The following is a 26,305-nucleotide window of genomic DNA, read 5'->3' on the forward strand; positions in this document are numbered from 1 at the left end:
TGATATCCGTTTGTCTGGAATCGCGCGGACCTATCAACTATGACAGTAGCGAGGATACGGGGCTTGCTGTGTGATATAGCTTCCATTAGCTAATAGAAGGGATTCATCATGGCTTTAGAAATCACAGGGGTTACTTCGAAGTTGGACGGTACGCCGATCGGAAATGGCTCCAGCACCAAATTCACCGAAGTGACGATAAGAGGCACTGCATCGAAGGCAGACCAGGCCATTTATATTTATGATAATGACGGTGAGGCTCCAATATTCAGGACCACCTCAAATCCAGACTTAACGTGGGTTAGCTGGCCGGACCCGCTAAATGTTGGGGAGCACAAGTTCAAGGCAAAACTTCAGTGGGATAAGGAGGTATCAAATGAATGGGTTATTACCGTCCTCTCATCGAATACCCACTAGCCCGGTACTCGTTCCTGAGGCGTCGATGATTTAACCGTTTTGATCATTCTCAAGCAAAGTGGAGCGGGGCCGCTGAGCCGATGAAAATCAGCGGACTCTGAGATTTTCGGTGTTTGTCAGGGCCTCATCGCGAGCAAGCCCGCTCCCACAATGGTTCGGTGTACATAGATCCAATGTATGTGGGCTTGCCCGCGATGACTGCCACAGACGCCCCCCGTTATTGAAGATATGGGGGGTAGGTTATGGGCGAATCTCAATCATCGTGCCGTCCGGCACCAAACCCCAAACCTCGCGCATGTCCATGTTGCGCATGGCGATGCAGCCATCGGTCCAGTCCAGTGTATGGAACAGGTCTTCGGGATTGTCTTCGGTGTCCGGGGTGCCGTGGATCATGATCATGCCGCCAGGCTCGACGCCTTCGCGCCGGGCACGGGCGGCGTCGCTGATGTTGGGGTAGGAGATGTGCATCGCCAGGTTGAAACGGTCGCTGATCTTGCGCCAGTCCACCCAATAAAAGCCTTCGGGGGTGCGTTTGTCACCCTCCATCAGCTTTGGCCCCTTGGGGCGTTTGCCTAAGGAAATGCGATAGGTCTTGATCGGCTTGCCATCATTGATCAATTGCAATTGATGGGCCGATTTGAGAACCAGGACTTTTTCGATGACTTTGCCGTCCAGCGTTTCCGTGGAGGAAGCCTGGCTGACAGCGGCGAACGATAAGCAAAAAACAGCAAGCAACCAGCGCATTGAAACGATATCCCTAAGAGGTGTCGCGACTATTTATTTTATAGGTGCTTTTATGTGTGGCAGCTTTAAATGATGGCAGGCTGGACGAGCGGTGGGATCGATTCGGACCGCACGGGGTAGATCTCGGTCCGCCGGTCAGCGAAGAAGCATTCTAAGGTACGGCCCACCGTGCGGAAAGCCAGTTCGCTCCAAGGGATGTCGGCTTCTTCGAACAGTTGCACTTCCAGGCTCTCGGGCCCCGCGGAAAAATCCAGGTCCACCAGCTCGGCGCGAAAGAATACATGCACCTGGCTGATGTGTGGCACGTCGATCAGCGTATAGATACTCAGGTTGCGCACCCGGGCACAGGCTTCCTCGGCGGTCTCGCGAATGGCGGCCTGTTCGATGGTCTCACCGTTTTCCATGAAGCCGGCGGGCAGGGTCCAGTAACCGAGCCGTGGCTCGATGGCGCGACGGCACAGCAACACCTTCGAACCCCAGACCGGCACGCAACCGGCGACGATATTGGGGTTTTGGTAATGGATGGTATGACAGCTGTCGCAGACAAAACGCAGGCGCGAATCGCCTTCGGGAATGCGCTGGGTTACCGGGTTGCCGCACTGGCTGCAAAATTTCATGCTTGGGTTCCTGAATGCTGCGCCTATCTTGGCGTGCAGCGGTGTCGGTCGGCAAGTTGTCGTTTCGCGACATGAGGCTGTTCGGGGCTTGGGCGGCCGATGCGATTGGTGCATGATGCAGGGTAAGGCACAGATCGAGAAGACTCATGCTGGACGAGCTACTGCACCGGGTAAGCAATCACACGCCGCGTACGCTGGAAACCGACCGACGTTTCCCCGAAGCCGCGGTATTGGTGCCCATCACGCGCAGTGACGAACCGGAACTGGTGCTAACCCTTCGCGCCAGCGGGCTTTCGACCCATGGCGGCGAAGTTGCCTTTCCCGGCGGTCGACGCGACCCCGAAGACCCTGACCTGATTTTTACCGCCCTGCGCGAAGCCGAAGAAGAAATCGGCCTGCCGCCGGGGCTGGTTGAAGTGATCGGCCCGCTGAGCCCGCTGATCTCCCTGCACGGCATCAAGGTCACGCCCTATGTCGGCGTGATTCCGGATTTCGTCGAATACCAGGCTAACGATGCCGAGATCGCCGCGGTGTTCAGTGTGCCGCTGGAGTTCTTCCGCAAAGACCCGCGCGAGCACACCCACCGCATCGACTATCAGGGCCACAGTTGGTACGTGCCGAGCTACCGTTATGGCGAGTACAAGATCTGGGGGCTGACGGCGATCATGATCGTCGAGTTGATCAACCTGCTCTATGACGCGAAAATCAGCCTGCATCAACCACCCAAGAGTTTTATCAACACCTGAAGCCATCGTTCGCATGGCATGAGTCTGCGGCTGCCTGAGCCTTTGAGGACAATAAGATGAAATACCGCCTGGGCGACGCCCGCGTCGACACCCATCCGCAGAGTTGGGTCGCACCCAATGCCGTGCTGGTGGGCAAGGTCAAACTGGAAGAGGGCGCCAACGTCTGGTTCAACGCCGTGTTGCGTGGCGACAACGAACTGATCCTGATCGGCAAGAACAGCAATGTGCAGGACGGCACCGTGATGCACACTGACATGGGCTACCCGCTGACCATTGGCACCGGCGTGACCATCGGCCACAACGCAATGCTTCACGGCTGCACGGTGGGCGATTACAGCCTGATCGGTATTAATGCGGTGATTCTCAACGGCGCGAAAATCGGCAAGAACTGCATCATCGGCGCCAACTCGCTGATCGGTGAGGGCAAGGAAATTCCGGACGGATCGCTGGTCATGGGCTCACCGGGCAAGGTCGTGCGCGAGTTGACCGAGCCGCAAAAGAAGATGCTCGAAGCCAGCGCTGCCCACTATGTGCATAACTCGCAGCGTTACGCCCGCGATCTGGTCGAGCAGGAAGAATGAGCACCACTGAACGACCTGTTCCATCGCCGTGCGTGAACATTTGTGCGCTGGATGAGGATGACATTTGCACCGGGTGTCAGCGCACGGTGGAAGAAATTACCCGCTGGAGCCGGATGGACAACGCAGAGCGACGCAAGGTGCTGGGGTTGTGTCATGAGCGGGCGAAGTCGAGTGGGTTGATCTGGATGTTGCCATCCAAATCCGATTCCTGATGGTTGTACGCGGTTCTGTGGCGAGGGGGCTTGCCCCCGTTGCGCTGCGAAGCGGCGCTAAACCTGCGACTTTATTCTTTCAGGCGTACGGCATTTGCTGATTTCACGACTGCTGCGCAGCCGAACGGGGTAAAGCCCCCTCGCCACAGGTTATCTATGCGCTGAGGATGAAGTACCCTGTGCACCAAAATCGACAGGTACTCCCGCCCCATGCTCTTCCTGATCGCCTACATCAGCAGCGTCGTGCTGATCAATTACGCCTTTTCCAGCGCCCCGCACCTGGACATCATCTGGTCGGCCTGGGGTGGTCTTGTGTTCGTGCTGCGGGACATGGTGCAAACCCGCTTCGGCCACGGCGCGATCGCGGCGATGCTGGTGGCGCTGGTGCTGTCTTATGTCACTTCTGACCCGTCTATCGCACTGGCCAGCGCGATCGCATTCGCCGTGTCCGAGTGCATCGACTGGCTGGTGTTCAGCATCACCAAGCGTCCATTGCATGATCGCCTGTGGATAAGTTCGGCGCTGAGTATCCCGCTGGACACCTTCATCTTCTTCGGCATGATCGATGCGTTCACTCCGGCCGTGATCCTCACCGCCATGGGTTCGAAGTTCGCAGGTGTGACAGTCGTGTGGCTGATCATGGCCTGGCGCTTGCGTAATCAGGCCGTCGTCAGCTGAAGCCAAACCCTCAGGTTCATGTAAAATGCCGCGCTTTCTCCCCATGGGAAGCGTGCCAGGCACCGCATCCCTCGATGATCCGCTTCTTGAGGACCTGAGATGACCCGTATCGGAACTCCATTGTCGCCAACCGCGACCCGCGTATTGCTGTGTGGCTGTGGTGAGTTGGGCAAGGAAGTGGTGATCGAGCTGCAACGCCTGGGCGTTGAAGTGATTGCCGTGGATCGCTACGCCAATGCGCCGGCCATGCAAGTCGCCCATCGCAGCCATGTGATCAACATGCTCGACGGCCCAGCCCTGCGTGCAGTGATCGAAGCCGAGAAACCGGACTTCATCGTGCCGGAAATCGAAGCCATCGCCACCGCGACCCTGGTAGAGCTGGAGTCCGAAGGCTTCACCGTGATCCCGACCGCTCGCGCCGCGCAGCTGACCATGAACCGCGAAGGTATCCGTCGCCTGGCCGCCGAAGAGCTGGGCCTGCCGACGTCGCCGTACTACTTCGCCGACACCTTCGAGGACTACAGCAAGGCCGTCGACGATCTGGGTTTCCCCTGCGTGGTCAAACCGGTCATGAGTTCCTCGGGCAAAGGCCAGAGCCTGCTGCGCAGCGTCGATGACGTGCAGAAAGCCTGGGATTACGCTCAAGAAGGTGGCCGCGCCGGTAAAGGTCGCGTGATCATCGAAGGCTTCATCGATTTCGACTACGAAATCACCCTGCTGACCGTGCGTCACGTTGGCGGAACTACGTTCTGTGCGCCGGTTGGCCACCGTCAGGAGAAGGGCGACTATCAGGAATCCTGGCAGCCACAAGCCATGAGCCCGGTTGCTCTGGCTGAATCCGAGCGCGTTGCCAAAGCGGTGACCGAAGCCTTGGGTGGCCGTGGTCTGTTTGGCGTCGAGTTGTTCATCAAAGGTGATCAGGTCTGGTTTAGCGAAGTCTCGCCGCGCCCGCACGACACCGGTCTGGTGACCCTGATTTCTCAGGACCTGTCGCAGTTCGCGCTGCACGCACGGGCGATCCTGGGCCTGCCGATTCCATTGATTCGTCAGTTCGGGCCTTCGGCTTCGGCGGTGATTCTGGTGGAAGGGCAGTCGACTCAGACCGCATTCGCCAATTTGGGCGCTGCGCTGAGCGAGCCGGATACCGCGTTGCGTCTGTTCGGCAAGCCTGAGGTCAATGGCCAGCGTCGGATGGGTGTGGCGTTAGCGCGTGATGAGTCGATCGAGGCCGCACGGGCTAAAGCGACCCGTGCTTCTCAGGCTGTTGTTGTAGAGCTGTAACCGAGTCGCGGCTATCGCGGGCAAGCCCGCTCCCACATTGAACCGCATTCTTTCTGACAGAACGTGGTCCCCTGTGGGAGCGGGCTTGCTCGCGAAGCTTTTGCTTTTTCTTCAGGCAACCCGATTCAAATCGTTATGCCGCGTCTCCTTCAGGCACAGCACCGCGATCAAGCTCAGCACCGCCGCCCCCGATACATACCCGCCGACATAACTCAAACCGCCCATCGCCACCAGTTTCTGCGCAAAGAACGGTGCCGCCGAGGCTCCGACAATGCCGCCCAGGTTGTAGGCCGCCGACGCGCCGGTATAGCGCACATGGGTCGGAAACAGCTCCGGCAGCAGTGCACCCATCGGCGCAAACGTCACGCCCATCAGAAACAGTTCAATGCACAGGAACAGCGCCACGCCCCAGGTTGAGCCTTGGGTCAGCAACGGTTCCATCAGGAATCCGGACAGAATCGCCAGCACGCCGCCGATGATCAACACCGGTTTGCGCCCGAAACGATCACTCGCCCAAGCCGACAACGGTGTTGCGGCCGCCATGAACAGCACCGCGAAACACAGCAGACCGAGGAAGGTTTCGCGGGTGTAGCCGAGCGTCGACACACCGTAGCTCAGCGAAAACACTGTCGAGATATAGAACAGCGCGTAGCACACCACCATCGAGCCGGCCCCCAGCAGCATCGGCGCCCAGTATTGGCTGAACAGCTCGACCAGCGGGATCTTCACCCGTTCCTGACGAGCCATGGCATTGGCGAATACCGGGGTTTCGTGAAGCTTGAGGCGTACATACAGGCCCACCATCACCAGCGCGGCACTGAGCAGGAACGGAATCCGCCAGCCCCACGAACGGAACTGCTCGTCGTTCAGGCTCATGGCCAGGGTCAGGAACAGGCCGTTGGCCGCCAGAAACCCGATCGATGGGCCGAGTTGCGGGAACATGCCATACCACGCGCGCTTGCCTTTGGGCGCGTTCTCCGTGGCCAGCAATGCGGCGCCGCCCCATTCACCGCCCAGCCCCAGGCCTTGGCCGAAGCGCAGCACGCAAAGCAGGATCGGCGCCCAGGCGCCAATGCTCTCGTAACCCGGTAGCACGCCAATCAGCGTGGTACACACGCCCATCAGCAGCAGGGAGGCGACCAGTGTCGATTTACGCCCGATGCGGTCACCGAAGTGACCGAACAGCGCCGAACCCAGTGGCCGCGCAAGGAAGGCGATACCGAAGGTGAGGAACGCCGATAGCATCTGGGCGGTGCCGGAGGTTTGCGGAAAGAACACCGGCCCGATCACCAGTGCTGCTGCAGTGGCATAGACGTAGAAGTCATAGAACTCGATGGCCGTGCCGATGAAACTCGCGGTGGCGACTCGGGTGGCGGAGTTGGCTGGTTGGACAGGCGCGGTGTCGCTGAACGTTGTGCTGGTCGTCATGCGGTAATCCCTGACAGTCATGGGCCCCAGTGGAGCGAATTATTATGGTCGAATACCCAGGGATGTGGGTTCAGATACGGTCGCTGCTCAAGGTAGGAACAGTCGTCGCAGTGGTGCGGATATTGTCGATGATCTGGCCGGAACCTGCTGCGCGCGGGGTAAGCACGTGGTTCGGCGGGGGCTTGGGTAAGCGACTTGATTATAGGAAGGCGGCTAACGATCTAACAAGGGCATGGATATTGAAAAAGATCGCAGCCTCGCTTCGCTCGACAGCTCCTACAAAGGAACGCATTCCAAACTGTAGGGCTGTCGAGCGAAGCGAGGCCGCGATCTTTTGCTGAGCTAACGGACGAGGGCAGGTACTGAGCTGGTATGCCAGATCAACACCCGCGTAACGCGATTGTCTTCCGTCTCCAGAATCTCCAGCCGATAACGCCCGATCTTCAGGCAAACCGCGCTGTCGGGGATTGTTTCCAGTGCCTCGGTCACTAACCCGTTGAGGGTTTTCGGACCATCGCTGGGCAGATGCCAGCCAAGGCTCTTGTTCAATTCACGAATCGACGCCGCCCCCTCGATGACCAGGCGACCATCGGCCTGCGGATGGATGTGTGGATTATCCAGGCTGTGCTGGCTTTCGAACTCACCGACGATTTCTTCGAGAATGTCTTCCAGTGTCACGATGCCCAGCACTTCGCCGTACTCGTCGACCACCATGCCCAAACGCCGCTGCTGCTTGTGGAAGTTCAGCAATTGCAGCTGCAGCGGGGTGCTTTCCGGTACGAAGTACGGTTCGTGACTGGCTGCCAGCAGCGCTTCCCGGGTCAGGCTTGAATCTGGCAGTAAATGACGGATTTGCCGGGTGTTGAGCACGGCTTCGACCTGGTTGATGTCGCTGTGGAATACCGGCAGGCGGGTGCGTCTGTTATGGCGCAGTTGCTCGATGATTTCTTCGAGGGAATCATCCAGATTGATTCCGTCGACGTCACTGCGCGGTACCAGAATATCGTTGACCGTGATGTTATCCAGCGCATGGATACCTGACAGCGAATGCGGGCGACTGGCTGCGTGCTCGTGATCGTCATGCCGATCTGCTGGCGCCTCGTCTTCACTTTGTTGCACCACATTGATTTTGCGGGCGAATGGTCGCATCAGCAGTTGGCTGATGGCATTGAGCAGCCAGGCAGCCGGGTAGACGATCTTCAAGGGTATGCCGAGCAGTGTGTTGCCCAGGCTCAGGACAGCATCTGGATAGCGCACGGCAAGGGTGCGTGGCAGATAGTCGGCGAACACCAGCAGCGCCGCACTGGCACCGAGGCAGGCAATCCATACACCGTTTTGTGCCCAGGTGAAAATCGCCAGCAAGGTGCTGATGACCACTACCAGCGCGCGGCACAGGGTATTGCAGAGGATCAGGCTGTTGAGCGGGAAACTCAGCTTCGCCACGGGTTTGTCGCTCGAACGCGAGGCCGTGCGCTGGGCCAGCAACTGCTGTTGTGCAATTTCGATGGCGGTAAACAGCCCCGACCATAAAATCAGCAGGGCCAGCACCGCGAGCATCGGCCCTATGGGCAAGTCGTCCATTAATGCCGCCCGTCAGATATGTAGAATGTATTCGCGGACCAGCTTGCTGCCGAAGTACGCCAGCATCAGCAGGCAAAAACCGGCAAGGGTCCAGCGGATGGCTTTGTGTCCGCGCCAGCCGAGGCGGTTACGCCCCCAAAGCAGCACGCTGAACACGATCCAGGCCAGGCACGCCAGCAAGGTTTTATGCACCAGATGCTGGGCGAACAGGTTCTCGACGAACAGCCAGCCGGAGATCAGCGACAACGAAAGCAGGCTCCAGCCGGCCCACAGGAAACCAAACAGCAGGCTTTCCATGGTTTGCAGCGGCGGGAAGTTCTTGATCAGCCCGGATGGGTGCTTGTGTTTGAGCTGATGGTCCTGAACCAGCAGCAGCAAAGACTGGAACACGGCAATGGTGAACATGCCGTAAGCGAGGATCGACAAGAGGATGTGGGCGAGGATGCCTGGTGCTTCGTCAATGATCTGCACCGTACCGGCGGGGGCGAACTGTGCCAGCACCACGGTGGCGGCGCCCAGCGGGAACAGCAATAGCAGCAGGTTTTCCACCGGAATCCGCGAGCAGGCCAGCAGGGTCAGGGCGATGACCGCTGCGGCAATCAGGCTGGCGGCGCTGAAAAAGTCCAGGGCCAGGCCGATCGGTGTCAGCAGATAGGTGATCAGGCTGACGCTGTGAGCCAGCACGGCCAGCACACCGAGCGTGACCAGCAGGCGCTTGTTCGCCTTGGCGCCGGTGGCCAGACGAGTGCCTTGATAGAGGGTCGCAGCGGCATATAAGCAGGCGGCGGCGAGGGTGGTAAGCAAACTGGGTGACAAGGGGAGCATAAATCCTGTTAGGCAAGCCCGAAAGGCGCTGAGTTTGGCATAGAACCCCCATAGCACGAAAGACCATGCAACCTGACGGCGAGGTGTCCGCCAGACGCAGTCTTCGCTATAATCCGCGACCTGCCCACGCCGCAGGCTCGCCGAGCACATGTTTATTCCGGTCTGGGCCGCCATTATCCCGGTCTACACAGGGCCTGAAAGGATCGCGCAATGTTTGAAAACTTAACCGACCGTCTCTCGCAGACGCTGCGCCATGTCACCGGCAAAGCCAAACTGACCGAAGACAACATCAAAGACACTCTGCGCGAAGTGCGCATGGCGCTGCTCGAAGCCGACGTCGCCTTGCCGGTGGTCAAAGACTTCGTCAATTCGGTCAAGGAGCGCGCTGTCGGCACCGAGGTGTCACGCAGCCTGACGCCGGGCCAGGCCTTCGTGAAAATCGTCCAGGCCGAACTCGAAAGCCTGATGGGCGCGGCCAACGAAGACTTGAACCTGAGCGCCGTTCCTCCTGCCGTCGTGTTGATGGCAGGTTTGCAAGGCGCGGGTAAAACCACCACCGCCGGCAAGCTGGCGCGCTTCCTTAAAGAGCGCAAGAAGAAGTCGGTCATGGTCGTGTCCGCGGACGTTTACCGTCCGGCGGCAATCAAGCAGCTTGAAATGCTCGCGGGTGAAATTGGCGTCACCTTCTTCCCGTCCGACCTGAGCCAGAAGCCGGTCGACATCGCGCAAGCCGCTATTAAAGAAGCCAAACTGAAATTCATCGACGTGGTTATCGTCGATACCGCCGGTCGTCTGCACATCGACGAAGAGATGATGGGCGAGATCAAGGCGCTGCATGCCGCGATCAACCCGGTTGAAACCCTGTTCGTGGTCGATGCCATGACCGGCCAGGACGCCGCCAACACGGCCAAGGCTTTCGGCGATGCGCTGCCGCTGACCGGTGTGATCCTGACCAAGGTCGACGGCGATGCCCGTGGCGGTGCCGCGTTGTCGGTACGTGCCATCACCGGCAAGCCGATCAAGTTCATCGGTATGGGCGAGAAGAGCGAAGCGCTCGAGCCGTTCCACCCTGAGCGTATTGCTTCGCGCATCCTCGGCATGGGTGACGTGCTCAGCCTGATCGAGCAGGCCGAACAGACCCTCGACAAAGACAAGGCCGATAAACTGGCCAAGAAGCTGAAGAAGGGCAAGGGCTTCGACCTCGAAGACTTCCGCGATCAGCTGCAACAGATGAAAAACATGGGCGGCCTCGGCGGCCTCATGGACAAACTGCCGAACATCGGTGGTGTGAATCTGGCGCAAATGGGCAACGCCCAGGGCGCGGCAGAGAAACAGTTCAAGCAAATGGAAGCCATCATCAACTCCATGACCCCGGCCGAGCGCCGCGACCCTGAGCTGATCAGTGGTTCGCGCAAGCGCCGGATCGCCATGGGTTCCGGCACTCAGGTGCAGGACATCGGTCGCTTGATCAAGCAGCACAAGCAGATGCAGAAGATGATGAAGAAATTCTCCGCGAAAGGCGGAATGGCCAAAATGATGCGCGGCATGGGCGGTATGTTGCCCGGCGGCGGCATGCCGAAAATGTAAAAGATTCGCGCCGGCAGTCATGTCGGCGCTGCCCACATGGAAGTGGGATCTCCAGCAAACCCGCACTTGGCGGGAGCTGACTGGCCGTTTTCAACGACGGCTCTATAGCAAATCTGGATGGCGACCGAAAGGCCGCCGGAAAAAGACATTTGCAAAAGTCCGGATATTCCTTAGAATATGCGGCCTTTCGGGCACCTATGCCCGCTGTGCCTTTAGATTTGCAGCACCGACTACAGGAACGATGTTCACATGCTAACAATCCGTCTTGCCCTTGGCGGCTCCAAAAAGCGCCCGTTTTACCACTTGACCGTAACCGACAGCCGCAACCCGCGCGACGGTTCGCACAAGGAACAGGTTGGTTTCTTCAACCCTGTTGCTCGTGGTCAAGAAGTTCGTCTGTCCGTGAACCAAGAGCGCGTAGCCTACTGGCTGAGCGTTGGTGCACAACCTTCTGAGCGCGTTGCTCAGTTGTTGAAGGAATCTGCTAAGGCTGCGGCCTGAGCAATATGAACGCGACGCCAGCTGTTGCCGATGATTTGATCGTTATTGGCAAAATTTATTCTGTTCATGGCGTTCGCGGCGAAGTGAAGGTGTATTCCTTTACTGATCCGACTGAAAACCTGTTGCAGTACAAAACCTGGACGCTCAAGCGCGAAGGCAATGTGAAGCAGGTCGAGCTGGTCAGCGGACGTGGGAACGACAAGTTCCTGGTCGCAAAGCTCAAGGGTCTTGATGATCGTGAAGAAGCACGTCTTCTGGCTGGTTATGAGATCTGTGTGCCGCGCAACCTGTTCCCTGAATTGACCGACGGCGAGTACTACTGGTACCAGCTGGAAGGTCTGAAGGTTATTGATCAACTTGGGCAATTGCTCGGGAAAATCGATCATCTTCTGGAAACCGGCGCCAATGATGTAATGGTGGTCAAGCCTTGCGCTGGCAGCCTGGATGATCGCGAACGCCTGTTGCCCTATACGGAGCAATGCGTGTTGGCTGTCGACCTTGCCGCAGGCGAGATGAGGGTGGAATGGGATGCGGACTTCTAAACGTGGCTAACCTGCGCGTAGAAGTGATCAGTTTGTTTCCCGAGATGTTCTCCGCCATCAGCGAGTACGGCATCACCAGTCGGGCGGTGAAACAGGGGCTGTTGCAGCTCACCTGTTGGAATCCGCGAGACTACACGACGGATCGACATCACACTGTGGATGATCGCCCATTTGGCGGTGGTCCGGGCATGGTGATGAAGATCAAGCCCCTGGAAGATGCTCTGGTTCAGGCCAAGGCAGCAGCCGGGGAGGCGGCGAAGGTAATTTACCTGTCCCCCCAAGGCCGTCAACTGACTCAGTCGGCGGTACGCGAGTTGGCGAATCTGGATGCATTGATCCTGATTGCCGGCCGCTATGAAGGCATTGACGAGCGTTTTATAGATGCTCATGTCGATGAAGAGTGGTCGATTGGCGACTATGTACTGTCTGGCGGCGAGCTGCCGGCGATGGTCCTGATCGATGCGGTTACACGACTGCTGCCTGGAGCTTTAGGGCATGCGGACTCCGCCGAGGAAGATTCCTTTACGGATGGTTTGCTGGATTGCCCGCACTACACCCGACCGGAGGTGTATGCGGATCAGCGTGTTCCCGACGTATTGCTAAGTGGCAATCACGCGCATATCCGGCGTTGGCGTTTACAGCAGTCCCTTGGTAGGACCTTTGAACGACGCGCCGATCTTCTGGAAAGCCGCTCGCTTTCTGGAGAAGAGAAGAAGCTGCTCGAGGAATACATCCGCGAGCGGGACGATAGTTAACAACGTATCGATGGTAAATCCGACGATTTACCTTAGGAGCACAGCATGACTAACAAAATCATCCTTGCACTCGAAGCAGAGCAGATGACCAAAGAGATCCCTACCTTTGCCCCGGGCGACACCATTGTCGTTCAGGTGAAAGTGAAGGAAGGCGATCGTTCGCGTCTGCAAGCGTTCGAAGGCGTAGTTATCGCCAAGCGTAACCGCGGCGTAAACAGTGCTTTCACCGTTCGTAAAATCTCCAACGGTGTTGGCGTAGAGCGTACTTTCCAGACCTACAGCCCGCAAATCGACAGCATGGCCGTTAAACGTCGCGGTGACGTACGTAAAGCCAAGCTGTACTACCTGCGTGACCTGTCCGGTAAAGCAGCTCGCATCAAGGAAAAACTGGCTTAAGTCCAGCTTCCGATGCGCAAGAGCCAGCCTGTTCAGGCTGGCTCTTCAAGAAAATGCCTCGTATCGAAAGATGCGGGGCATTTTTCGTTATGGCTGCATCCAGCTGCGATGCGCTCTCTGTAGCAGCTGTCGAGCCCCGGCGAGGCTGCGTTCGGCTGCAAGGCAGTCGTGAGTCCGGCTGGCGCGATCTGTCTGATGTATTGCAGGTTCTGATTTTACGACTGCTTCGCAGCCGAACGCAGCCTCGCCGGGGCTCGACAGCTGCTACAGTCGAGCGCAGGCAATTCGCCGGCTGCTACGGATCGCATTACGGTTTAACTTGATTGTATTAGTCCGCACAAAAGAAAACGCCCCGAACAAGTCGGGGCGTTTGCTTGAAGTGCTGCGGCTTTTTGAGCGTGGGCGCTTAACGCTTCAGCGAAGCTGGCAGGTGCGGCTGGATCGCCGTCAGTACTGCCTTGAAGCACTTGGTGTTGCCGGCGACGATGTGGCCTTTCTCAAGGAAGTCGTGACCGCCGGTGAAGTCGCTCACCAAGCCGCCGGCTTCCTGGATCAGCAGGGCGCCTGCAGCCATGTCCCACTCGGACAGGCCTGACTCCCAGAACGCATCGAAACGGCCGGCGGCCACATAGGCCAGGTCCAGGCTCGCTGCGCCAGCGCGGCGGATGCCGGCGGTCTGGCCAACCAGGGCGCGGAACATGCCCAGGTAGTTGTCGAGGTTGTCCATCTGATCGTCGCGGAACGGGAAGCCGGTACCCAGCAGGGCGCCGTCCAGGCTGGTGCGGCCGCTGACGCGCAGGCGACGACCGTTCAGTTGGGCGCCGCGACCACGGCTGGCGGTGAATTCTTCCTGGCGAACCGGGTCCAGAACAACAGCGTGCTCCAGGCGGCCGCGATATTTGCAGGCAATGCTGACAGCGAAGTGGGGAATGCCGCGCAGGAAGTTGGTGGTGCCATCCAGTGGATCAATGATCCACAGGTACTCTTCGCCTTCGATGCCGCTACCGGCGTGCATGCCGGTTTCTTCACCCATGATCGAGTGATTAGGGTAAGCCTTGCGCAGTGCATCGATGATTTTCTGTTCGGCGGCGCGATCCACCTCGGATACGTAATCCTTGGCGTCTTTTTCGTCGACCTTGATGGTATCCAGGCGCTCGATGGAGCGGAAAATCAATTCACTGGCGCTGCGGGCGGCGCGCAGCGCGATATTCAGCATGGGCTGCATGGATGTGTCACCTAAGGTTGTTAAAGAAAGCCGGGCATTCTATCAGAAAGTTTCTACAGGTGAAGGTCGGTGTTCGCTTTCATAGCTTAACGGTAGGTTGAGCTGTAAGATTCTGCTCCCCATTAAAGTGTTCGAGAGCGCCTCCCTTGCTGCAAAACATTCGTGTCGTCCTGGTCAATACCAGTCACCCCGGCAATATCGGAGGGGCTGCGCGTGCCATGAAGAACATGGGCCTGTCGAGGCTGGTGTTGGTCGAGCCGCGGTTGTTCCCGCACCACGAGGCCGATGCGCGTGCGTCTGGTGCCGGGGATATCCTTGAAAACGCGCAAGTCGTCGCCACTCTGGAAGATGCCTTGGTCGGCTGCAATCTGGTGCTCGGTACGAGTGCTCGTGACCGTCGCATTCCCTGGCCGTTGCTCGATCCCCGCGAATGCGGCGTGAAGGTGGTCGAGGAAGCGGGGCAGGGTGCCGAGATCGCGTTGGTGTTCGGTCGTGAAGATTCCGGCCTGACCAACGAAGAGCTGCAGCGATGTCATTATCACGTGCACATCCCATCAGACCCTGAGTTCAGTTCGCTGAACCTTGGGGCGGCGGTGCAGGTGTTGAGCTATGAAGTGCGTATGTCCTGGTTGGCGGCTGCAGGTCAGCCGAGCAAGGTCGAGAAGGAAGAAGTGGCGTCCACCAAAAGTGGTGAGCTGGCGACCATGGATGAGCTGGAGCGATTCTATGAGCACCTGGAGCAAACCCTGGTGGCCATCGAGTTCCTCGACCCGGAAAAACCACGGCACTTGATGGCGCGTCTGCGCCGGTTGTACGGACGCAGCTCGGTCAGCCGGGCGGAAATGAATATATTGCGTGGCATCCTCACGGAAACCCAGAAAGCGGCCCGTGGCGAGCTTCTAAAGCGGAAGGATTAATGATGTTCGAGCGTTTGCGTGAAGATATCCAAAGTGTTTTCCATCGTGACCCGGCGGCGCGTAATGCTTTTGAGGTTCTGACGTGCTACCCGGGCATGCACGCCATCTGGATCCATCGCCTGTCGTCAGCGTTGTGGGGCATGGGCTGGAAATGGCTGGCACGTCTGGTGTCGAACTTCGGTCGCTGGTTGACCGGGATCGAGATTCATCCGGGGGCAAAGGTCGGTCGTCGCTTCTTTATCGACCATGGCATGGGCATCGTTATCGGTGAGACCGCTGAGATCGGCAACGACGTCACCCTGTATCAAGGCGTGACCCTTGGCGGCACCAGCTGGAACAAGGGCAAGCGTCATCCGACCCTGGAAGACGGCGTGGTAGTCGGGGCGGGCGCCAAGGTGCTCGGCCCGTTTACGGTGGGTGCCGGGGCCAAGGTGGGTTCCAATGCCGTGGTCACCAAGGCGGTTCCGCCCGGGGCAACAGTGGTGGGGATTCCGGGGCGGATCATCGTCAAGTCCGATGAAGAACAGGACGCCAAGCGCAAGGCCATGGCCGAGAAGATCGGTTTCGACGCCTACGGTGTCGGCGAAGACATGCCGGACCCGGTGGCTCGAGCCATTAACCAGTTGCTCGATCATCTGCAGGCTGTAGATGGTCGACTTGAAGGGATGTGTGGGGCGCTGAAGGACCTGGGTAGCAATTACTGTGCGAAAGATCTGCCTGAACTGCGCGAAGAGGACTTCGCCTGTGTGAAGGACAAGGATCAGAGCCAGGCCGGCTAAAGCGAGTCAACTTCATCGCGAGCAGGCTCGCTCCGACATTGGGCTTGTGGTGTGTATGGGTTCCTTGTGGGAGCGAGCCTGCTCGCGATGAACGATAACGCGCAATTGCTGGCTGTACGCCGCCAGCCTTTGCTATGATGCGCGCGCTCTTTTGCGGGTAAACCTGAGTAAAGCACTAGGTCTTATAGTTGACTTAAATACTCGGGAATTGCATACTCGCCCCATTCCGAATTCCGTGGTAATTGTCCATGCGACTGACTACAAAAGGCCGATACGCCGTGACCGCCATGCTTGACCTGGCGTTGCATGCGCAGCACGGGCCGGTGTCCCTGGCCGATATCTCCGAGCGCCAAGGCATCTCCCTGTCCTACCTCGAGCAGCTTTTTGCCAAATTGCGCCGCAGCAATCTGGTGTCCAGTGTTCGCGGTCCAGGCGGTGGTTACCAGCTGTCCCGAGACATGCAGGGCATCCAGGTCGCCCAGGTGATCGATGCGGTCAACGAATCGGTCGATGCAACCAAATGCCAGGGCCAGGGCGATTGCCATTCCGGCGACACCTGTCTGACCCACCATTTGTGGTGCGATCTGAGTCTGCAGATTCACGAATTTCTGAGCGGTATCAGCTTGGCTGACCTTGTAACTCGCCGTGAGGTGCAAGAAGTAGCCCAGCGTCAGGATCAGCGTCGTTGCAACAGCAAGGCGCCACGCCTGGACAAGATTGAAGCGTCCGCCGTCGAATGACAGCCAAAGAGCTAGCGGCACGCCAGCCAGCCTGATTTAGGAGATAGTCCATGAAATTGCCGATTTACCTTGATTACTCTGCGACGACCCCGGTTGATCCACGTGTCGCGCAAAAGATGAGTGAATGCCTGCTGGTCGACGGAAACTTCGGTAACCCGGCGTCCCGTTCCCACGTGTTCGGCTGGAAAGCTGAAGAGTCCGTCGAGAACGCTCGCCGTCAGGTCGCTGACCTGGTTAACGCCGACCCGCGTGAAATCGTCTGGACCTCCGGTGCCACCGAGTCCGACAACCTGGCAATCAAGGGGGCGGCGCATTTCTACGCCACCAAAGGCAAGCACCTGATCACCACCAAGATTGAGCACAAGGCTGTCCTCGACACCATGCGCCAACTGGAACGTGAAGGTTTCGAAGTGACCTACCTCGATCCTCGCGAAGATGGTCTGGTCACTCCAGAGATGGTCGAAGCTGCCCTGCGCGACGACACTATCCTGGTGTCGATCATGCACGTGAACAACGAAATCGGCACCATCAACGACATCGCTGCCATCGGCGAACTGTGCCGCTCCAAGGGCATTCTGTTCCACGTCGACGCCGCTCAGTCCACCGGCAAGGTCGAGATCGACCTGTCGAAGCTGAAAGTCGACATGATGTCGTTCTCTGCCCACAAAACCTACGGCCCTAAAGGCATCGGCGCGCTGTACGTCAGCCGCAAGCCGCGTGTTCGCATCGAAGCGACCATGCACGGCGGCGGTCACGAGCGCGGAATGCGTTCCGGCACCCTGGCGACCCACCAGATCGTCGGCATGGGCGAAGCTTTCCGTGTGGCCAAGGAAGACATGGCCGCCGAGAACGTCCGTATCAAAGCCCTGAGCGATCGCTTCTTCAAGCAGGTCGAAGGCCTGGAAGAGCTGTACGTCAACGGCAGCATGACCGCCCGCGTACCGCACAACCTGAACCTGAGCTTCAACTACGTTGAAGGCGAATCGCTGATCATGGCGCTCAAGGATCTGGCGGTTTCGTCCGGTTCGGCCTGCACCTCGGCGTCGCTTGAGCCTTCGTACGTACTGCGCGCCCTGGGCCGCAACGACGAACTGGCACACAGCTCGATTCGCTTCACCTTCGGCCGTTTCACCACCGAAGAAGAAATCGACTACGCCGCGCAGAAAGTCTGCGAGGCCGTTACCAAGCTGCGCACTCTCTCGCCGCTGTGGGACATGTACAAAGATGGCGTCGACATTTCGAAAATCGAGTGGGCGGCGCACTGATATTCAAGTCGCCGCAACCGGGCTCTGCTAATCCACGATTGGCAGGGCTTCAAGAGCGACTCCTGATGAGTGAGGATTAAGAATCATGGCTTACAGCGAAAAGGTCATCGACCACTACGAGAACCCGCGCAACGTCGGCAAGATGGACGCGGAAGATCCTGATGTCGGCACCGGCATGGTCGGCGCCCCGGCGTGTGGCGACGTGATGCGCCTGCAGATCAAGGTCAACGAGCAAGGCATCATCGAAGACGCCAAGTTCAAGACCTACGGTTGCGGTTCGGCGATCGCCTCCAGCTCCCTGGCGACCGAGTGGATGAAAGGCAAGACTCTGGATGAAGCAGAGACCATCAAGAACACTCAGCTGGCCGAAGAACTGGCTCTGCCGCCAGTAAAAATTCACTGCTCCGTACTTGCTGAAGACGCTATCAAAGCGGCCGTTCGCGACTACAAGCAGAAGAAAGGCTTGATCTGACTTTCAAGATTTGGCGACGAGTAAGGAGTCACCGATGGCTATCAGCATGACAGAAGCGGCTGCTCAACACGTGCGACGCTCCCTCAACGGGCGCGGCAAAGGTGAAGGGATTCGTCTGGGTGTTCGCACCACAGGCTGTTCCGGCCTTGCCTACGTGCTGGAGTTTGTCGACGAGGTGGTGGCAGAGGATCAGGTGTTCGAAAGTCACGGCGAGAAAGTGATCATCGACCCGAAAAGCCTGGCCTACCTGGACGGCACCGAACTCGATTTCGTCAAGGAAGGGTTGAACGAAGGCTTCAAGTTCAACAACCCCAACGTGCGCGGTGAATGTGGCTGCGGCGAAAGCTTCAACATCTGAGGCTGCGCGTGGGTACTCCTTGTCATTTCGCTTTATTTGAGCTGAAACCGAGCTTCCGTCTGGATCTCGATCAGTTGGCCACGCGCTACCGTGAGTTGGCGCGCGGTGTTCATCCGGACCGCTTTGCTGACGCTTCCGAGCGTGAGCAGCGGCTGGCGCTCGAGCAATCCGCGAGCCTCAACGAGGCCTACCAGACGCTCAAAAGCCCCCCAAAACGCGCGCGCTATTTGCTCGCCATGGGTGGTCGTGAGCTTCCGCTGGAGGTCACGGTGCATGATCCGGAGTTTCTTCTGCAGCAGATGGAGTTGCGTGAAGAGCTCGAAGACCTGCAAGACAGCGCCGACCTGGCCGGCATTGCCGTGTTCAAGCGTCGCTTGAAGAGCGCGCAGGATGAACTGAACGAAAGCTTCGCAGCCTGTTGGGATGATGCAGCGCAACGTGAACAGGCCGAACGCCTGATGCGGCGCATGCAGTTCCTCGACAAGCTCACCTACGAAGTGCGCCAGTTAGAAGAGCGCCTCGACGATTAACCCAGTGCCGCTCCGGTCGCACGCCTGATATACAGATAAGTCCTGATAACGATGGCCCTACTGCAGATCGCCGAACCCGGCCAAAGTCCTCAACCGCACCAGCGTCGTCTGGCTGTGGGGATCGACTTGGGCACTACCAATTCGTTGGTCGCTGCATTGCGCAGTGGTCTTTCCGAGCCTCTGGCCGACGCGCAAGGGCAGGTCATCCTGCCGTCTGCCGTGCGCTATCATGCCGATCGCGTCGAAGTCGGCGAGTCGGCCAAACTGGCCGCTGCGTCCGATCCTTTGAACACGGTGCTGTCGGTCAAGCGCTTGATGGGTCGTGGTTTGTCCGACGTCAAGCAATTGGGCGATCAGCTGCCATACCGTTTTGTCGACGGTGAGTCGCACATGCCGTTCATCGACACGGTGCAAGGCCCTAAAAGCCCGGTCGAAGTCTCCGCCGATATCCTTAAAGTGCTGCGTCAGCGTGCTGAAGCGACCTTGGGTGGCGAATTGGTTGGCGCGGTGATCACCGTTCCGGCCTATTTCGATGATGCTCAGCGTCAAGCCACCAAGGATGCGGCCAAGCTGGCCGGTCTGAACGTGCTGCGTTTGCTCAATGAGCCAACCGCTGCGGCCGTCGCTTATGGTCTGGATCAGCACGCCGAAGGCCTGGTCGCGATTTATGACCTGGGCGGAGGCACCTTTGATATTTCGATTCTGCGCCTGACCGGCGGTGTGTTCGAAGTGCTGGCTACCGGCGGCGACAGCGCCCTGGGTGGCGATGACTTTGACCACGCTATTGCTGGCTGGATCATCGAGAGCGCCGGTCTGTCGGCCGACCTCGATCCGGGTACGCAGCGCCATCTGCTGCAAATCGCGTGTGCAGCCAAAGAAGCCTTGACCAATTGCTCGTCCATCGAAGTTGCTTATGGCGACTGGAAGGCCGAGCTGACCCGTGACGCCTTCAATGCGCTGATCGAGCCGATGGTCGCTCGCAGCTTGAAAGCCTGCCGTCGCGCGGTGCGTGATTCCGGCATCGAACTGGAAGACGTTCACGCTGTGGTCATGGTTGGCGGCTCGACGCGTGTGCCTCGCGTCCGCGAAGCTGTTGCGCAGGCCTTCGGTCGCGAGCCGTTGACCGAAATCGATCCGGATCAGGTCGTGGCCATCGGCGCCGCGATCCAGGCCGATACCCTGGCCGGCAACAAGCGTGACGGCGGCGAACTGCTGTTGCTCGACGTGATTCCGTTGTCCCTGGGGCTGGAAACCATGGGTGGTCTGATGGAGAAGGTGATTCCGCGCAACACCACCATCCCCGTCGCCCGGGCCCAGGACTTCACCACGTATAAAGATGGCCAGTCGGCCATGGCGATCCACGTATTGCAGGGTGAGCGCGAGCTGATCAGCGATTGCCGCTCCCTGGCCCGTTTCGAATTGCGCGGTATTCCGGCGATGGTGGCTGGTGCGGCGAAGATTCGCGTGACCTTCCAGGTCGACGCCGACGGTTTGCTCAATGTCTCGGCCCGTGAACTGGGTTCGGGCGTCGAAGCCAGCATCCAGGTCAAACCGTCTTACGGCCTGACCGATGGCGAAATCGCCAAGATGCTCAAGGATTCGTTCCAGCACGCCAACGATGACAAGGTCGCCCGCGTATTGCGTGAGCAGCAGGTCGATGCCCAGCGCCTGATCGAGGCGGTGCAGGGCGCTCTGGAAGTTGACGGCGAACGCCTGCTCGACGCCGAAGAGCGCATGGTCATCGAATTGCAGATGCAGGAACTGACCGAATTGATGAAAGGCACCGATGGTTACGCCATCGAGCAGCAGACCAAGCGTCTGTCGCAAGTGACCGATGCCTTTGCTGCCCGCCGCCTGGACTCGACGGTGAAAGCCGCTCTGGCGGGGCGCAACCTGAATGAAATCGAGGATAACTGATGCCGCAGGTCATTTTTCTGCCACACGAGAAGTTCTGCCCGGAAGGCATGGTTGTAGAGGCTGAGCCTGGTATTTCCATTCTCGAACTGGCCCATGAACATCATATCGAGATGGAAAGCGCCTGTGGCGGCGTCTGCGCCTGCACCACTTGTCATTGCATCGTTCGCGAAGGTTTCGATTCGCTGGAAGAGGCCGATGAGCTGGAAGAAGACTTTCTTGATCGGGCATGGGGTCTGGAAGCGCAATCTCGTCTAGCCTGTCAGGCGATCGTCGGGACAGAAGACCTGACCATCGAGATTCCGAAATATTCGCTCAACCATGCAGCCGAAGCGCCGCACTGATTCAAGGAACCGACATGAGTCTGAAATGGGTTGATGTGCTTGAAATCGCGATCCAGCTGGCTGAATCCAGGCCAGAAGTGGACCCGCGTTACGTGAACTTCGTCGATCTGCACCAATGGGTGCTGGCATTGCCGGAGTTCAGTGATGATCCGACCCGCGGTGGCGAGAAGGTGCTTGAAGCCATTCAGGCTGCCTGGATCGAAGAAGCAGACTGATTCTGCACCGTACGCCGTTAGGCAATACCAAAGAACCCGCGTATAATTCGCGGGTTTAATTTTTCGCAAATTACCGTTTCTGGAGTTACACCATGGCTGTTCAACGTACTTTCTCCATCATCAAGCCTGACGCTGTTGCAAAAAACGTTATCGGCGAGATCACCACTCGTTTCGAAAAAGCTGGCCTGCGCGTTGTAGCTTCGAAACTGAAGCAACTGTCCAAAGCCGAAGCTGAAGGCTTCTACGCTGAGCACAGCGCTCGTGGTTTCTTCAACGACCTGGTTGCTTTCATGATCTCCGGTCCGGTTGTCGTTCAGGTTCTGGAAGGCGAAAACGCTATCGCTCTGAACCGTGAGCTGATGGGCGCTACCAACCCTAAAGAAGCTGCTGCCGGCACCATCCGCGCTGACTTCGCTGATTCCATCGACGCCAACGCTGTACACGGTTCGGACTCCGAAGCCGCTGCTGCTCGCGAAATCTCGTACTTCTTCGCAGCTACTGAAGTAACCACTCGCTAAGCATTGGCTTAAGAGTGAAGGTGAATCCATGACTACATCGACTGTAAAAACCAACCTGCTGGGTCTGACTCAACAGGAAATGGAAAAATTCTTCGACTCAATCGGGGAGAAGCGTTTCCGTGCCGGTCAGGTAATGAAATGGATTCACCACCTTGGCGTTGATGATTTCGACGCCATGACGAACGTCAGCAAGGCTTTGCGCGACAAGCTCAAGGCCATTGCTGAAGTCCGCGGCCCCGAAGTGGTCAGCGAGGACATCTCCACCGATGGCACCCGTAAATGGGTAGTACGCGTGGCGTCCGGTAGCTGCGTCGAGACCGTGTACATTCCCCAGGGCAAACGCGGCACTCTGTGCGTTTCGTCCCAGGCAGGCTGTGCCCTGGATTGCAGTTTCTGCTCCACCGGCAAGCAAGGTTTCAACAGCAACCTCACCGCCGCCGAAGTGATCGGTCAGGTGTGGATTGCCAATAAATCGTTCGGCAGCATCCCGGCGACCGCCGACCGTGCCATCACCAACGTGGTGATGATGGGCATGGGTGAGCCGCTGCTGAACTTCGACAACGTCGTGGCCGCCATGCATCTGATGATGGATGACCTGGGCTACGGGATATCCAAGCGCCGCGTGACCCTGTCGACTTCGGGTGTGGTGCCGATGATCGATGAGCTGTCCAAGCACATCGACGTGTCCCTGGCGTTGTCGCTGCACGCACCGAATGACGCATTGCGTAACCAATTGGTGCCGATCAACAAGAAATATCCGCTTAAGATGCTGCTCGAGTCGTGCCAGCGCTACATGTCGTCCCTGGGCGAAAAGCGCGTGCTGACCATCGAGTACACCTTGCTCAAGGACATCAACGACAAGGTTGAACACGCCGTTGAGATGATTGAGCTACTCAAGAACATCCCGTGCAAGATCAACCTGATTCCGTTCAACCCGTTCCCGCATTCCGGTTACGAGCGTCCGAGCAACAATGCGATTCGTCGTTTCCAGGATCAGCTTCACCATGCAGGCTTCAACGTCACCGTACGCACCACCCGCGGTGAAGACATCGATGCCGCGTGTGGCCAATTGGTAGGGCAGGTGCTGGATCGCACCCGTCGCAGCGAACGTTATATCGCCGTGCGCGAGTTGAGCGCCGAAAACGATATCGCAACGAACGCCGCGAACAATAATTAAGAGAGGATCTCTATGTCCCTGCGCTTCGCGCTGCTTGTGCTGTTGGCCAGCCTCTGTGCTGGTTGTGTCCTGTCGGGCGATTTCAACCCGATGAAGACCAGCAAGGGCCGTGATGAAGCGCGTGCTGCCTACGTGCAGCTGGGCTTGGGTTATTTGCAACAGGGCATGACCGAGCGCGCCAAAGTCCCGTTGAAGAAGGCTTTGGATCTGGATAGCTCGGATCCTGACGCCAATGCTGCCCTGGGGCTGGTGTTCCAGGCTGAGATGGAGCCGGAACTGGCCGATCAGCATTTTCGCAAGGCGCTGTCTTCTCGTCCCGCCGATGCGCGAATCCTGAACAACTACGGCAGTTTTCTTTTCGAAGAGAAACGTTACAAAGAAGCGTATGAACGCTTCGAACAGGCCGCCGCCGATACTTTGTATCCTGAGCGTTCACGGGTTTTCGAAAACCTGGGCATGACTGCTTCAAAGCTAGGCCAGCGTGATCTGGCCCGCCAGCAACTGGAAAAAGCCCTGCGTCTGAATCGCCAACAGCCACGTGCATTGCTGGAAATGGCTGAGTTGTCTTACGAAGACAGGCATTATGTGCCCGCGCGTGACTATTACGACCGTTTTAGCCTGCTTACCGAGCAAAATGCACGTAGTCTATTGCTCGGCGTTCGGCTGGCAAAAGTGTTCGAAGATCGCGACAAGGCCGCCAGTTTCGGCCTGCAATTAAAACGACTCTATCCCGGTACGCCGGAATATCAGCAATACCTGTCGGAGCAATGATGAAAGCGGCGCATCCCGAAGTTGTAGCAGCGAATCGCGTTAACCCCGGTGAGACTTTGCGCCAGGCCCGCGAAAGCAATGGCTGGTCGCTGGCCGAAGTGGCCCTCAAGCTCAACCTCACCGTCAATTCCCTGAGCAATCTGGAAGCCGGCGCTTTCGACAAGCTGCCTGGTCACACCTTTGCTCGTGGCTATATTCGCGCGTATGCCAAATTGCTCGGCATGGACCAAACCGTTCTGGTCCAGCAGTTCGACCAATCCACCGGCACCGACTCCCATGGCAGCAACGTCCACAGCCTGGGGCGTATCGAAGAGCCGGTTCGGGTTTCCCACACCATTTTGCGAATTGTCAGCCTGCTGTTGCTGCTTGCGGTGATTGGCGGTGGTTTTATCTGGTGGCAGGATCAAACTTCACTGCGTACCAAAGACCTGATTGGCCTGGCGCCGGAACACGTTGAAGTCGAAGGCGCTGACGGCACCACCCAGATCCATCCACTGGACGAGCCGGAAGATCAGGCCGTTGCACAAGGTCAGGTTGAAGGGGAAACGCCGCTTGCGTTGCCTCAGGCCGAGTCTTCGACTGAAACTTCGGCCGAGGAGCCAGTCAATGCCGAAACGAGTGCACCGGTTCCCGCGCCAGTCGCTTCAGCAGTAACGCCTGCGGCTGCGGCCCACAGCACTGCTCCGGTTGTCGCAACACCGGCGACGCCAGGGACACCTGCCCCGGCTGTTCCCGCTGTACCGGCACCGGTTATCTCTGCTCCAATTGCTCCGACCGCCCCGGCTCCAGCTCCGGCAGCTCCAGTGGCCGGCCAAGGCCAGGTTCAACTGCAATTCACCGCCGATTGCTGGACGCAAGTGACCGATGGCACCGGCAAGGTGCTGTTGAGTGGTCTGAAGCGTAAAGGCGAAAATGTTTCCGTTAGCGGCAAGCCGCCCTTTTCCGTGCGTCTGGGCTTCGCCCGTGGTGCGCAGGTCAGCTACAACGGGCAGGTGGTTGATGTCGCTCCGTTCACCAGTGGCGAGACTGCTCGCCTGAAGTTGGGTCAATAAGTCATGCACGGCGAATCTCCAATCAAACGTCGCGAATCCCGCAAGATCTGGGTGGGTAATGTGCCCGTGGGCGGCGATGCGCCTATCGCTGTGCAGAGCATGACCAACAGCGACACCAATGACGTGGCCGCTACCGTGGCCCAGATCAATCGTCTGGAAGCCGCTGGCGTCGATATCGTGCGGGTTTCCGTGCCGGACATGGACGCCGCAGAAGCCTTCGGCAAGATCAAGCAATTGGTCAAAGTGCCGTTGGTGGCCGACATCCATTTCGACTACAAGATCGCTTTGCGCGTCGCCGAACTGGGCGTGGATTGCCTGCGGATCAACCCGGGCAACATCGGTCGTGAAGACCGCGTGCGTGCGGTGGTCGATGCCGCCCGTGATCGCGGGATTCCGATCCGCATCGGCGTCAACGCCGGTTCCCTGGAAAAAGACCTGCAAAAGAAATATGGCGAGCCGACGCCCGCTGCGCTGGTCGAGTCCGCCCTGCGTCACGTCGAACACCTCGAGCGCCTGAATTTCCAGGACTTCAAGGTCAGCGTGAAAGCCTCCGACGTGTTCATGGCCGTCGCCGCCTACCGCTTGCTGGCCAAGGAAATCGTTCAGCCGCTGCACTTGGGCATCACTGAAGCCGGTGGTTTGCGCTCAGGCACAGTGAAATCCGCCGTGGGCCTCGGTATGCTGCTCGCCGAAGGGATTGGCGATACTATTCGCATCTCGTTGGCGGCCGACCCGGTCGAGGAAGTGAAAGTCGGCTACGACATTCTCAAATCCCTGCACTTGCGTTCCCGTGGCATCAACTTCATCGCCTGCCCGAGCTGCTCGCGGCAGAACTTCGATGTGGTCAAAACCATGAACGAGCTGGAAGGGCGCCTCGAAGACCTGCTGGTGCCGCTGGATGTCGCGGTGATCGGTTGCGTGGTCAACGGACCGGGCGAAGCCAAGGAAGCCCATATCGGCTTGACCGGCGGCACGCCAAACCTGATTTACATCGACGGCAAGCCGGCGCGGAAACTGACTAATGACAATCTGGTGGATGAGCTTGAACGCTTGATCCGTCAGAAAGCGGCCGAAAAGGTCGAAGCCGACGCAGCGGTAATCGCTCGCGGCTGAGGCTGACTAAAGAGCCGAACGAATTTA

Annotated in this window: 32 protein-coding genes; 26 read left to right on the forward strand and 6 right to left on the reverse strand. The window is 58.4% G+C overall.

The annotated features are described in order from the left end of the window. The first annotated feature begins 108 nt into the window (after nt 1–108). Nucleotides 109–414, forward strand: coding sequence for a hypothetical protein (locus IB250_RS21685; protein ID WP_192345533.1), 306 nt, complete (start codon nt 109–111; stop codon nt 412–414). Between the two features lie 240 nt (nt 415–654). Here the strand turns inward: IB250_RS21685 and IB250_RS21690 are convergent, their stop codons facing one another. Continuing rightward, nucleotides 655–1,158, reverse strand: a complete 504-nt coding sequence (locus IB250_RS21690; protein ID WP_192345534.1) for a L,D-transpeptidase family protein — start codon at nt 1,156–1,158, stop codon at nt 655–657. 65 nt (nt 1,159–1,223) lie between these two features. After that, nucleotides 1,224–1,775 (reverse strand): NUDIX hydrolase, encoded by a 552-nt coding sequence (locus IB250_RS21695; RefSeq protein WP_192345535.1) that lies wholly within the window; start codon nt 1,773–1,775, stop codon nt 1,224–1,226. 146 nt (nt 1,776–1,921) lie between these two features. Between IB250_RS21695 and IB250_RS21700 the strand changes: the two genes are divergently transcribed. The 5 genes from IB250_RS21700 (at nt 1,922) to purT (ending at nt 5,273) form a co-directional block, all read left to right on the forward strand. Next, nucleotides 1,922–2,521, forward strand: coding sequence for a CoA pyrophosphatase (locus IB250_RS21700; RefSeq protein WP_007897550.1), 600 nt, complete (start codon nt 1,922–1,924; stop codon nt 2,519–2,521). Between the two features lie 56 nt (nt 2,522–2,577). Then, nucleotides 2,578–3,102 carry a gamma carbonic anhydrase family protein gene (locus IB250_RS21705; RefSeq protein WP_003221962.1) on the forward strand — a complete coding sequence of 175 codons (525 nt, stop codon included), beginning with the start codon at nt 2,578–2,580 and terminating at the stop codon, nt 3,100–3,102. Continuing rightward, entirely contained in the window at nt 3,099–3,314 is a 216-nt protein-coding gene (locus tag IB250_RS21710; RefSeq protein ID WP_007897551.1) for a DUF1289 domain-containing protein, read from the forward strand. Before IB250_RS21705 ends, IB250_RS21710 begins: the two co-directional genes overlap by 4 nt. 210 nt (nt 3,315–3,524) lie before the next feature. Then, on the forward strand, nt 3,525–3,992 hold the full coding sequence (locus IB250_RS21715) for a VUT family protein (protein WP_008014742.1): 468 nt from the start codon (nt 3,525–3,527) through the stop codon (nt 3,990–3,992). Nucleotides 3,993–4,091: 99 nt separating this feature from the next. Continuing rightward, on the forward strand, nt 4,092–5,273 hold the full coding sequence (purT, locus tag IB250_RS21720; RefSeq protein ID WP_123494413.1) for a formate-dependent phosphoribosylglycinamide formyltransferase: 1,182 nt from the start codon (nt 4,092–4,094) through the stop codon (nt 5,271–5,273). Nucleotides 5,274–5,384: 111 nt separating this feature from the next. Here purT and IB250_RS21725 read toward each other — a convergent pair whose 3' ends face one another. The 3 genes from IB250_RS21725 to IB250_RS21735 form a co-directional block, all read right to left on the reverse strand. After that, nucleotides 5,385–6,701, reverse strand: coding sequence for an MFS transporter (locus IB250_RS21725; protein ID WP_192345536.1), 1,317 nt, complete (start codon nt 6,699–6,701; stop codon nt 5,385–5,387). Between the two features lie 342 nt (nt 6,702–7,043). Beyond that, the gene (locus IB250_RS21730; protein WP_192345537.1) at nt 7,044–8,282 is read right to left on the reverse strand and encodes a transporter associated domain-containing protein; all 1,239 of its coding nucleotides are present in this window, start codon (nt 8,280–8,282) and stop codon (nt 7,044–7,046) included. Nucleotides 8,283–8,294: 12 nt separating this feature from the next. Continuing rightward, nucleotides 8,295–9,107 carry an inner membrane protein YpjD gene (locus IB250_RS21735; RefSeq protein ID WP_032830310.1) on the reverse strand — a complete coding sequence of 271 codons (813 nt, stop codon included), beginning with the start codon at nt 9,105–9,107 and terminating at the stop codon, nt 8,295–8,297. Between the two features lie 210 nt (nt 9,108–9,317). Here IB250_RS21735 and ffh point away from each other — a divergent pair, with 210 nt between their 5' ends. The 5 genes from ffh to rplS all read left to right on the forward strand — a co-directional run bounded on the left by ffh (nt 9,318) and on the right by rplS (nt 12,888). Continuing rightward, the gene (gene ffh / locus IB250_RS21740; RefSeq protein WP_123494408.1) at nt 9,318–10,694 is read left to right on the forward strand and encodes a signal recognition particle protein; all 1,377 of its coding nucleotides are present in this window, start codon (nt 9,318–9,320) and stop codon (nt 10,692–10,694) included. A 249-nt stretch (nt 10,695–10,943) separates the two neighbouring features. Then, nucleotides 10,944–11,195 carry a 30S ribosomal protein S16 gene (gene rpsP / locus IB250_RS21745; RefSeq protein WP_003198088.1) on the forward strand — a complete coding sequence of 84 codons (252 nt, stop codon included), beginning with the start codon at nt 10,944–10,946 and terminating at the stop codon, nt 11,193–11,195. Nucleotides 11,196–11,200: 5 nt separating this feature from the next. Next, nucleotides 11,201–11,737 (forward strand): ribosome maturation factor RimM, encoded by a 537-nt coding sequence (rimM, locus tag IB250_RS21750; protein WP_192345538.1) that lies wholly within the window; start codon nt 11,201–11,203, stop codon nt 11,735–11,737. Then, a complete protein-coding gene (trmD, locus tag IB250_RS21755; RefSeq protein ID WP_173667518.1) occupies nt 11,719–12,492 on the forward strand; it encodes a tRNA (guanosine(37)-N1)-methyltransferase TrmD in 774 nt (257 codons plus the stop codon). The genes rimM and trmD overlap by 19 nt, the downstream gene beginning before the upstream one ends. Before the next feature lie 45 nt (nt 12,493–12,537). Further along, nucleotides 12,538–12,888: a 50S ribosomal protein L19 gene (rplS, locus tag IB250_RS21760; protein WP_003175895.1), complete on the forward strand. Its 351-nt coding sequence runs from the start codon at nt 12,538–12,540 to the stop codon at nt 12,886–12,888. Between the two features lie 406 nt (nt 12,889–13,294). On the opposite strand, the gene suhB is transcribed toward rplS, so the two are convergent. Next, a complete protein-coding gene (gene suhB, locus IB250_RS21765) occupies nt 13,295–14,113 on the reverse strand; it encodes an inositol-phosphate phosphatase (protein ID WP_038981724.1) in 819 nt (272 codons plus the stop codon). A 146-nt stretch (nt 14,114–14,259) separates the two neighbouring features. Between suhB and trmJ the strand changes: the two genes are divergently transcribed. The 15 genes from trmJ (at nt 14,260) to ispG (ending at nt 26,278) form a co-directional block, all read left to right on the forward strand. Then, on the forward strand, nt 14,260–15,030 hold the full coding sequence (gene trmJ, locus IB250_RS21770; protein WP_007903572.1) for a tRNA (cytosine(32)/uridine(32)-2'-O)-methyltransferase TrmJ: 771 nt from the start codon (nt 14,260–14,262) through the stop codon (nt 15,028–15,030). Between the two features lie 2 nt (nt 15,031–15,032). Beyond that, nucleotides 15,033–15,809: a serine O-acetyltransferase gene (gene cysE, locus IB250_RS21775; RefSeq protein WP_008014724.1), complete on the forward strand. Its 777-nt coding sequence runs from the start codon at nt 15,033–15,035 to the stop codon at nt 15,807–15,809. 248 nt (nt 15,810–16,057) lie between these two features. Continuing rightward, on the forward strand, nt 16,058–16,549 hold the full coding sequence (iscR, locus tag IB250_RS21780) for a Fe-S cluster assembly transcriptional regulator IscR (RefSeq protein ID WP_003227911.1): 492 nt from the start codon (nt 16,058–16,060) through the stop codon (nt 16,547–16,549). A gap of 50 nt (nt 16,550–16,599) precedes the next feature. Then, nucleotides 16,600–17,814, forward strand: coding sequence for an IscS subfamily cysteine desulfurase (locus IB250_RS21785; protein WP_192345539.1), 1,215 nt, complete (start codon nt 16,600–16,602; stop codon nt 17,812–17,814). Nucleotides 17,815–17,899: 85 nt separating this feature from the next. Beyond that, nucleotides 17,900–18,286 carry a Fe-S cluster assembly scaffold IscU gene (gene iscU / locus IB250_RS21790; RefSeq protein WP_003443374.1) on the forward strand — a complete coding sequence of 129 codons (387 nt, stop codon included), beginning with the start codon at nt 17,900–17,902 and terminating at the stop codon, nt 18,284–18,286. Nucleotides 18,287–18,320: 34 nt separating this feature from the next. Next, nucleotides 18,321–18,644 (forward strand): iron-sulfur cluster assembly protein IscA, encoded by a 324-nt coding sequence (gene iscA, locus IB250_RS21795; RefSeq protein ID WP_007903589.1) that lies wholly within the window; start codon nt 18,321–18,323, stop codon nt 18,642–18,644. A gap of 8 nt (nt 18,645–18,652) precedes the next feature. Beyond that, nucleotides 18,653–19,174 carry a co-chaperone HscB gene (gene hscB / locus IB250_RS21800; protein WP_192345619.1) on the forward strand — a complete coding sequence of 174 codons (522 nt, stop codon included), beginning with the start codon at nt 18,653–18,655 and terminating at the stop codon, nt 19,172–19,174. Between the two features lie 51 nt (nt 19,175–19,225). Then, nucleotides 19,226–21,091, forward strand: coding sequence for a Fe-S protein assembly chaperone HscA (hscA, locus tag IB250_RS21805; RefSeq protein ID WP_192345540.1), 1,866 nt, complete (start codon nt 19,226–19,228; stop codon nt 21,089–21,091). Continuing rightward, nucleotides 21,091–21,432 (forward strand): ISC system 2Fe-2S type ferredoxin, encoded by a 342-nt coding sequence (gene fdx / locus IB250_RS21810; RefSeq protein ID WP_007903596.1) that lies wholly within the window; start codon nt 21,091–21,093, stop codon nt 21,430–21,432. The genes hscA and fdx overlap by 1 nt, the downstream gene beginning before the upstream one ends. A 14-nt stretch (nt 21,433–21,446) precedes the next feature. Further along, entirely contained in the window at nt 21,447–21,647 is a 201-nt protein-coding gene (gene iscX, locus IB250_RS21815; RefSeq protein ID WP_007903597.1) for a Fe-S cluster assembly protein IscX, read from the forward strand. A 92-nt stretch (nt 21,648–21,739) separates the two neighbouring features. Beyond that, nucleotides 21,740–22,165, forward strand: a complete 426-nt coding sequence (ndk, locus tag IB250_RS21820; RefSeq protein WP_007903599.1) for a nucleoside-diphosphate kinase — start codon at nt 21,740–21,742, stop codon at nt 22,163–22,165. 28 nt (nt 22,166–22,193) lie between these two features. Further along, nucleotides 22,194–23,342 (forward strand): 23S rRNA (adenine(2503)-C(2))-methyltransferase RlmN, encoded by a 1,149-nt coding sequence (gene rlmN / locus IB250_RS21825; protein WP_007903600.1) that lies wholly within the window; start codon nt 22,194–22,196, stop codon nt 23,340–23,342. Between the two features lie 12 nt (nt 23,343–23,354). Beyond that, nucleotides 23,355–24,113, forward strand: a complete 759-nt coding sequence (gene pilW / locus IB250_RS21830; RefSeq protein WP_007903601.1) for a type IV pilus biogenesis/stability protein PilW — start codon at nt 23,355–23,357, stop codon at nt 24,111–24,113. Next, nucleotides 24,113–25,165, forward strand: coding sequence for a helix-turn-helix domain-containing protein (locus tag IB250_RS21835; RefSeq protein WP_192345541.1), 1,053 nt, complete (start codon nt 24,113–24,115; stop codon nt 25,163–25,165). The genes pilW and IB250_RS21835 overlap by 1 nt, the downstream gene beginning before the upstream one ends. 3 nt (nt 25,166–25,168) lie before the next feature. Beyond that, nucleotides 25,169–26,278 (forward strand): flavodoxin-dependent (E)-4-hydroxy-3-methylbut-2-enyl-diphosphate synthase, encoded by a 1,110-nt coding sequence (gene ispG, locus IB250_RS21840; RefSeq protein ID WP_192345542.1) that lies wholly within the window; start codon nt 25,169–25,171, stop codon nt 26,276–26,278. Nucleotides 26,279–26,305: the final 27 nt, after the last annotated feature.

This window comes from Pseudomonas sp. PDM09 (genome assembly GCF_014852305.1).
Taxonomy (GTDB): Bacteria; Pseudomonadota; Gammaproteobacteria; order Pseudomonadales; family Pseudomonadaceae; genus Aquipseudomonas.

Excerpts from the sequence above, each read along its gene's own strand:
- IB250_RS21685 (WP_192345533.1), top strand. The coding sequence starts at position 109 with ATGGCTTTAGAAATCACAGGGGTTACTTCGAAGTTGGACGGTACGCCG.
- IB250_RS21690 (WP_192345534.1), bottom strand. The coding sequence starts at position 1,158 with ATGCGCTGGTTGCTTGCTGTTTTTTGCTTATCGTTCGCCGCTGTCAGC.
- IB250_RS21695 (WP_192345535.1), bottom strand. The coding sequence starts at position 1,775 with ATGAAATTTTGCAGCCAGTGCGGCAACCCGGTAACCCAGCGCATTCCC.
- IB250_RS21700 (WP_007897550.1), top strand. The coding sequence starts at position 1,922 with ATGCTGGACGAGCTACTGCACCGGGTAAGCAATCACACGCCGCGTACG.
- IB250_RS21705 (WP_003221962.1), top strand. The coding sequence starts at position 2,578 with ATGAAATACCGCCTGGGCGACGCCCGCGTCGACACCCATCCGCAGAGT.
- IB250_RS21710 (WP_007897551.1), top strand. The coding sequence starts at position 3,099 with ATGAGCACCACTGAACGACCTGTTCCATCGCCGTGCGTGAACATTTGT.
- IB250_RS21715 (WP_008014742.1), top strand. The coding sequence starts at position 3,525 with ATGCTCTTCCTGATCGCCTACATCAGCAGCGTCGTGCTGATCAATTAC.
- purT (WP_123494413.1), top strand. The coding sequence starts at position 4,092 with ATGACCCGTATCGGAACTCCATTGTCGCCAACCGCGACCCGCGTATTG.
- IB250_RS21725 (WP_192345536.1), bottom strand. The coding sequence starts at position 6,701 with ATGACGACCAGCACAACGTTCAGCGACACCGCGCCTGTCCAACCAGCC.
- IB250_RS21730 (WP_192345537.1), bottom strand. The coding sequence starts at position 8,282 with ATGGACGACTTGCCCATAGGGCCGATGCTCGCGGTGCTGGCCCTGCTG.
- IB250_RS21735 (WP_032830310.1), bottom strand. The coding sequence starts at position 9,107 with ATGCTCCCCTTGTCACCCAGTTTGCTTACCACCCTCGCCGCCGCCTGC.
- ffh (WP_123494408.1), top strand. The coding sequence starts at position 9,318 with ATGTTTGAAAACTTAACCGACCGTCTCTCGCAGACGCTGCGCCATGTC.
- rpsP (WP_003198088.1), top strand. The coding sequence starts at position 10,944 with ATGCTAACAATCCGTCTTGCCCTTGGCGGCTCCAAAAAGCGCCCGTTT.
- rimM (WP_192345538.1), top strand. The coding sequence starts at position 11,201 with ATGAACGCGACGCCAGCTGTTGCCGATGATTTGATCGTTATTGGCAAA.
- trmD (WP_173667518.1), top strand. The coding sequence starts at position 11,719 with ATGGGATGCGGACTTCTAAACGTGGCTAACCTGCGCGTAGAAGTGATC.
- rplS (WP_003175895.1), top strand. The coding sequence starts at position 12,538 with ATGACTAACAAAATCATCCTTGCACTCGAAGCAGAGCAGATGACCAAA.
- suhB (WP_038981724.1), bottom strand. The coding sequence starts at position 14,113 with ATGCAGCCCATGCTGAATATCGCGCTGCGCGCCGCCCGCAGCGCCAGT.
- cysE (WP_008014724.1), top strand. The coding sequence starts at position 15,033 with ATGTTCGAGCGTTTGCGTGAAGATATCCAAAGTGTTTTCCATCGTGAC.
- iscR (WP_003227911.1), top strand. The coding sequence starts at position 16,058 with ATGCGACTGACTACAAAAGGCCGATACGCCGTGACCGCCATGCTTGAC.
- IB250_RS21785 (WP_192345539.1), top strand. The coding sequence starts at position 16,600 with ATGAAATTGCCGATTTACCTTGATTACTCTGCGACGACCCCGGTTGAT.
- iscU (WP_003443374.1), top strand. The coding sequence starts at position 17,900 with ATGGCTTACAGCGAAAAGGTCATCGACCACTACGAGAACCCGCGCAAC.
- iscA (WP_007903589.1), top strand. The coding sequence starts at position 18,321 with ATGGCTATCAGCATGACAGAAGCGGCTGCTCAACACGTGCGACGCTCC.
- hscA (WP_192345540.1), top strand. The coding sequence starts at position 19,226 with ATGGCCCTACTGCAGATCGCCGAACCCGGCCAAAGTCCTCAACCGCAC.
- fdx (WP_007903596.1), top strand. The coding sequence starts at position 21,091 with ATGCCGCAGGTCATTTTTCTGCCACACGAGAAGTTCTGCCCGGAAGGC.
- iscX (WP_007903597.1), top strand. The coding sequence starts at position 21,447 with ATGAGTCTGAAATGGGTTGATGTGCTTGAAATCGCGATCCAGCTGGCT.
- ndk (WP_007903599.1), top strand. The coding sequence starts at position 21,740 with ATGGCTGTTCAACGTACTTTCTCCATCATCAAGCCTGACGCTGTTGCA.
- rlmN (WP_007903600.1), top strand. The coding sequence starts at position 22,194 with ATGACTACATCGACTGTAAAAACCAACCTGCTGGGTCTGACTCAACAG.
- pilW (WP_007903601.1), top strand. The coding sequence starts at position 23,355 with ATGTCCCTGCGCTTCGCGCTGCTTGTGCTGTTGGCCAGCCTCTGTGCT.
- IB250_RS21835 (WP_192345541.1), top strand. The coding sequence starts at position 24,113 with ATGAAAGCGGCGCATCCCGAAGTTGTAGCAGCGAATCGCGTTAACCCC.
- ispG (WP_192345542.1), top strand. The coding sequence starts at position 25,169 with ATGCACGGCGAATCTCCAATCAAACGTCGCGAATCCCGCAAGATCTGG.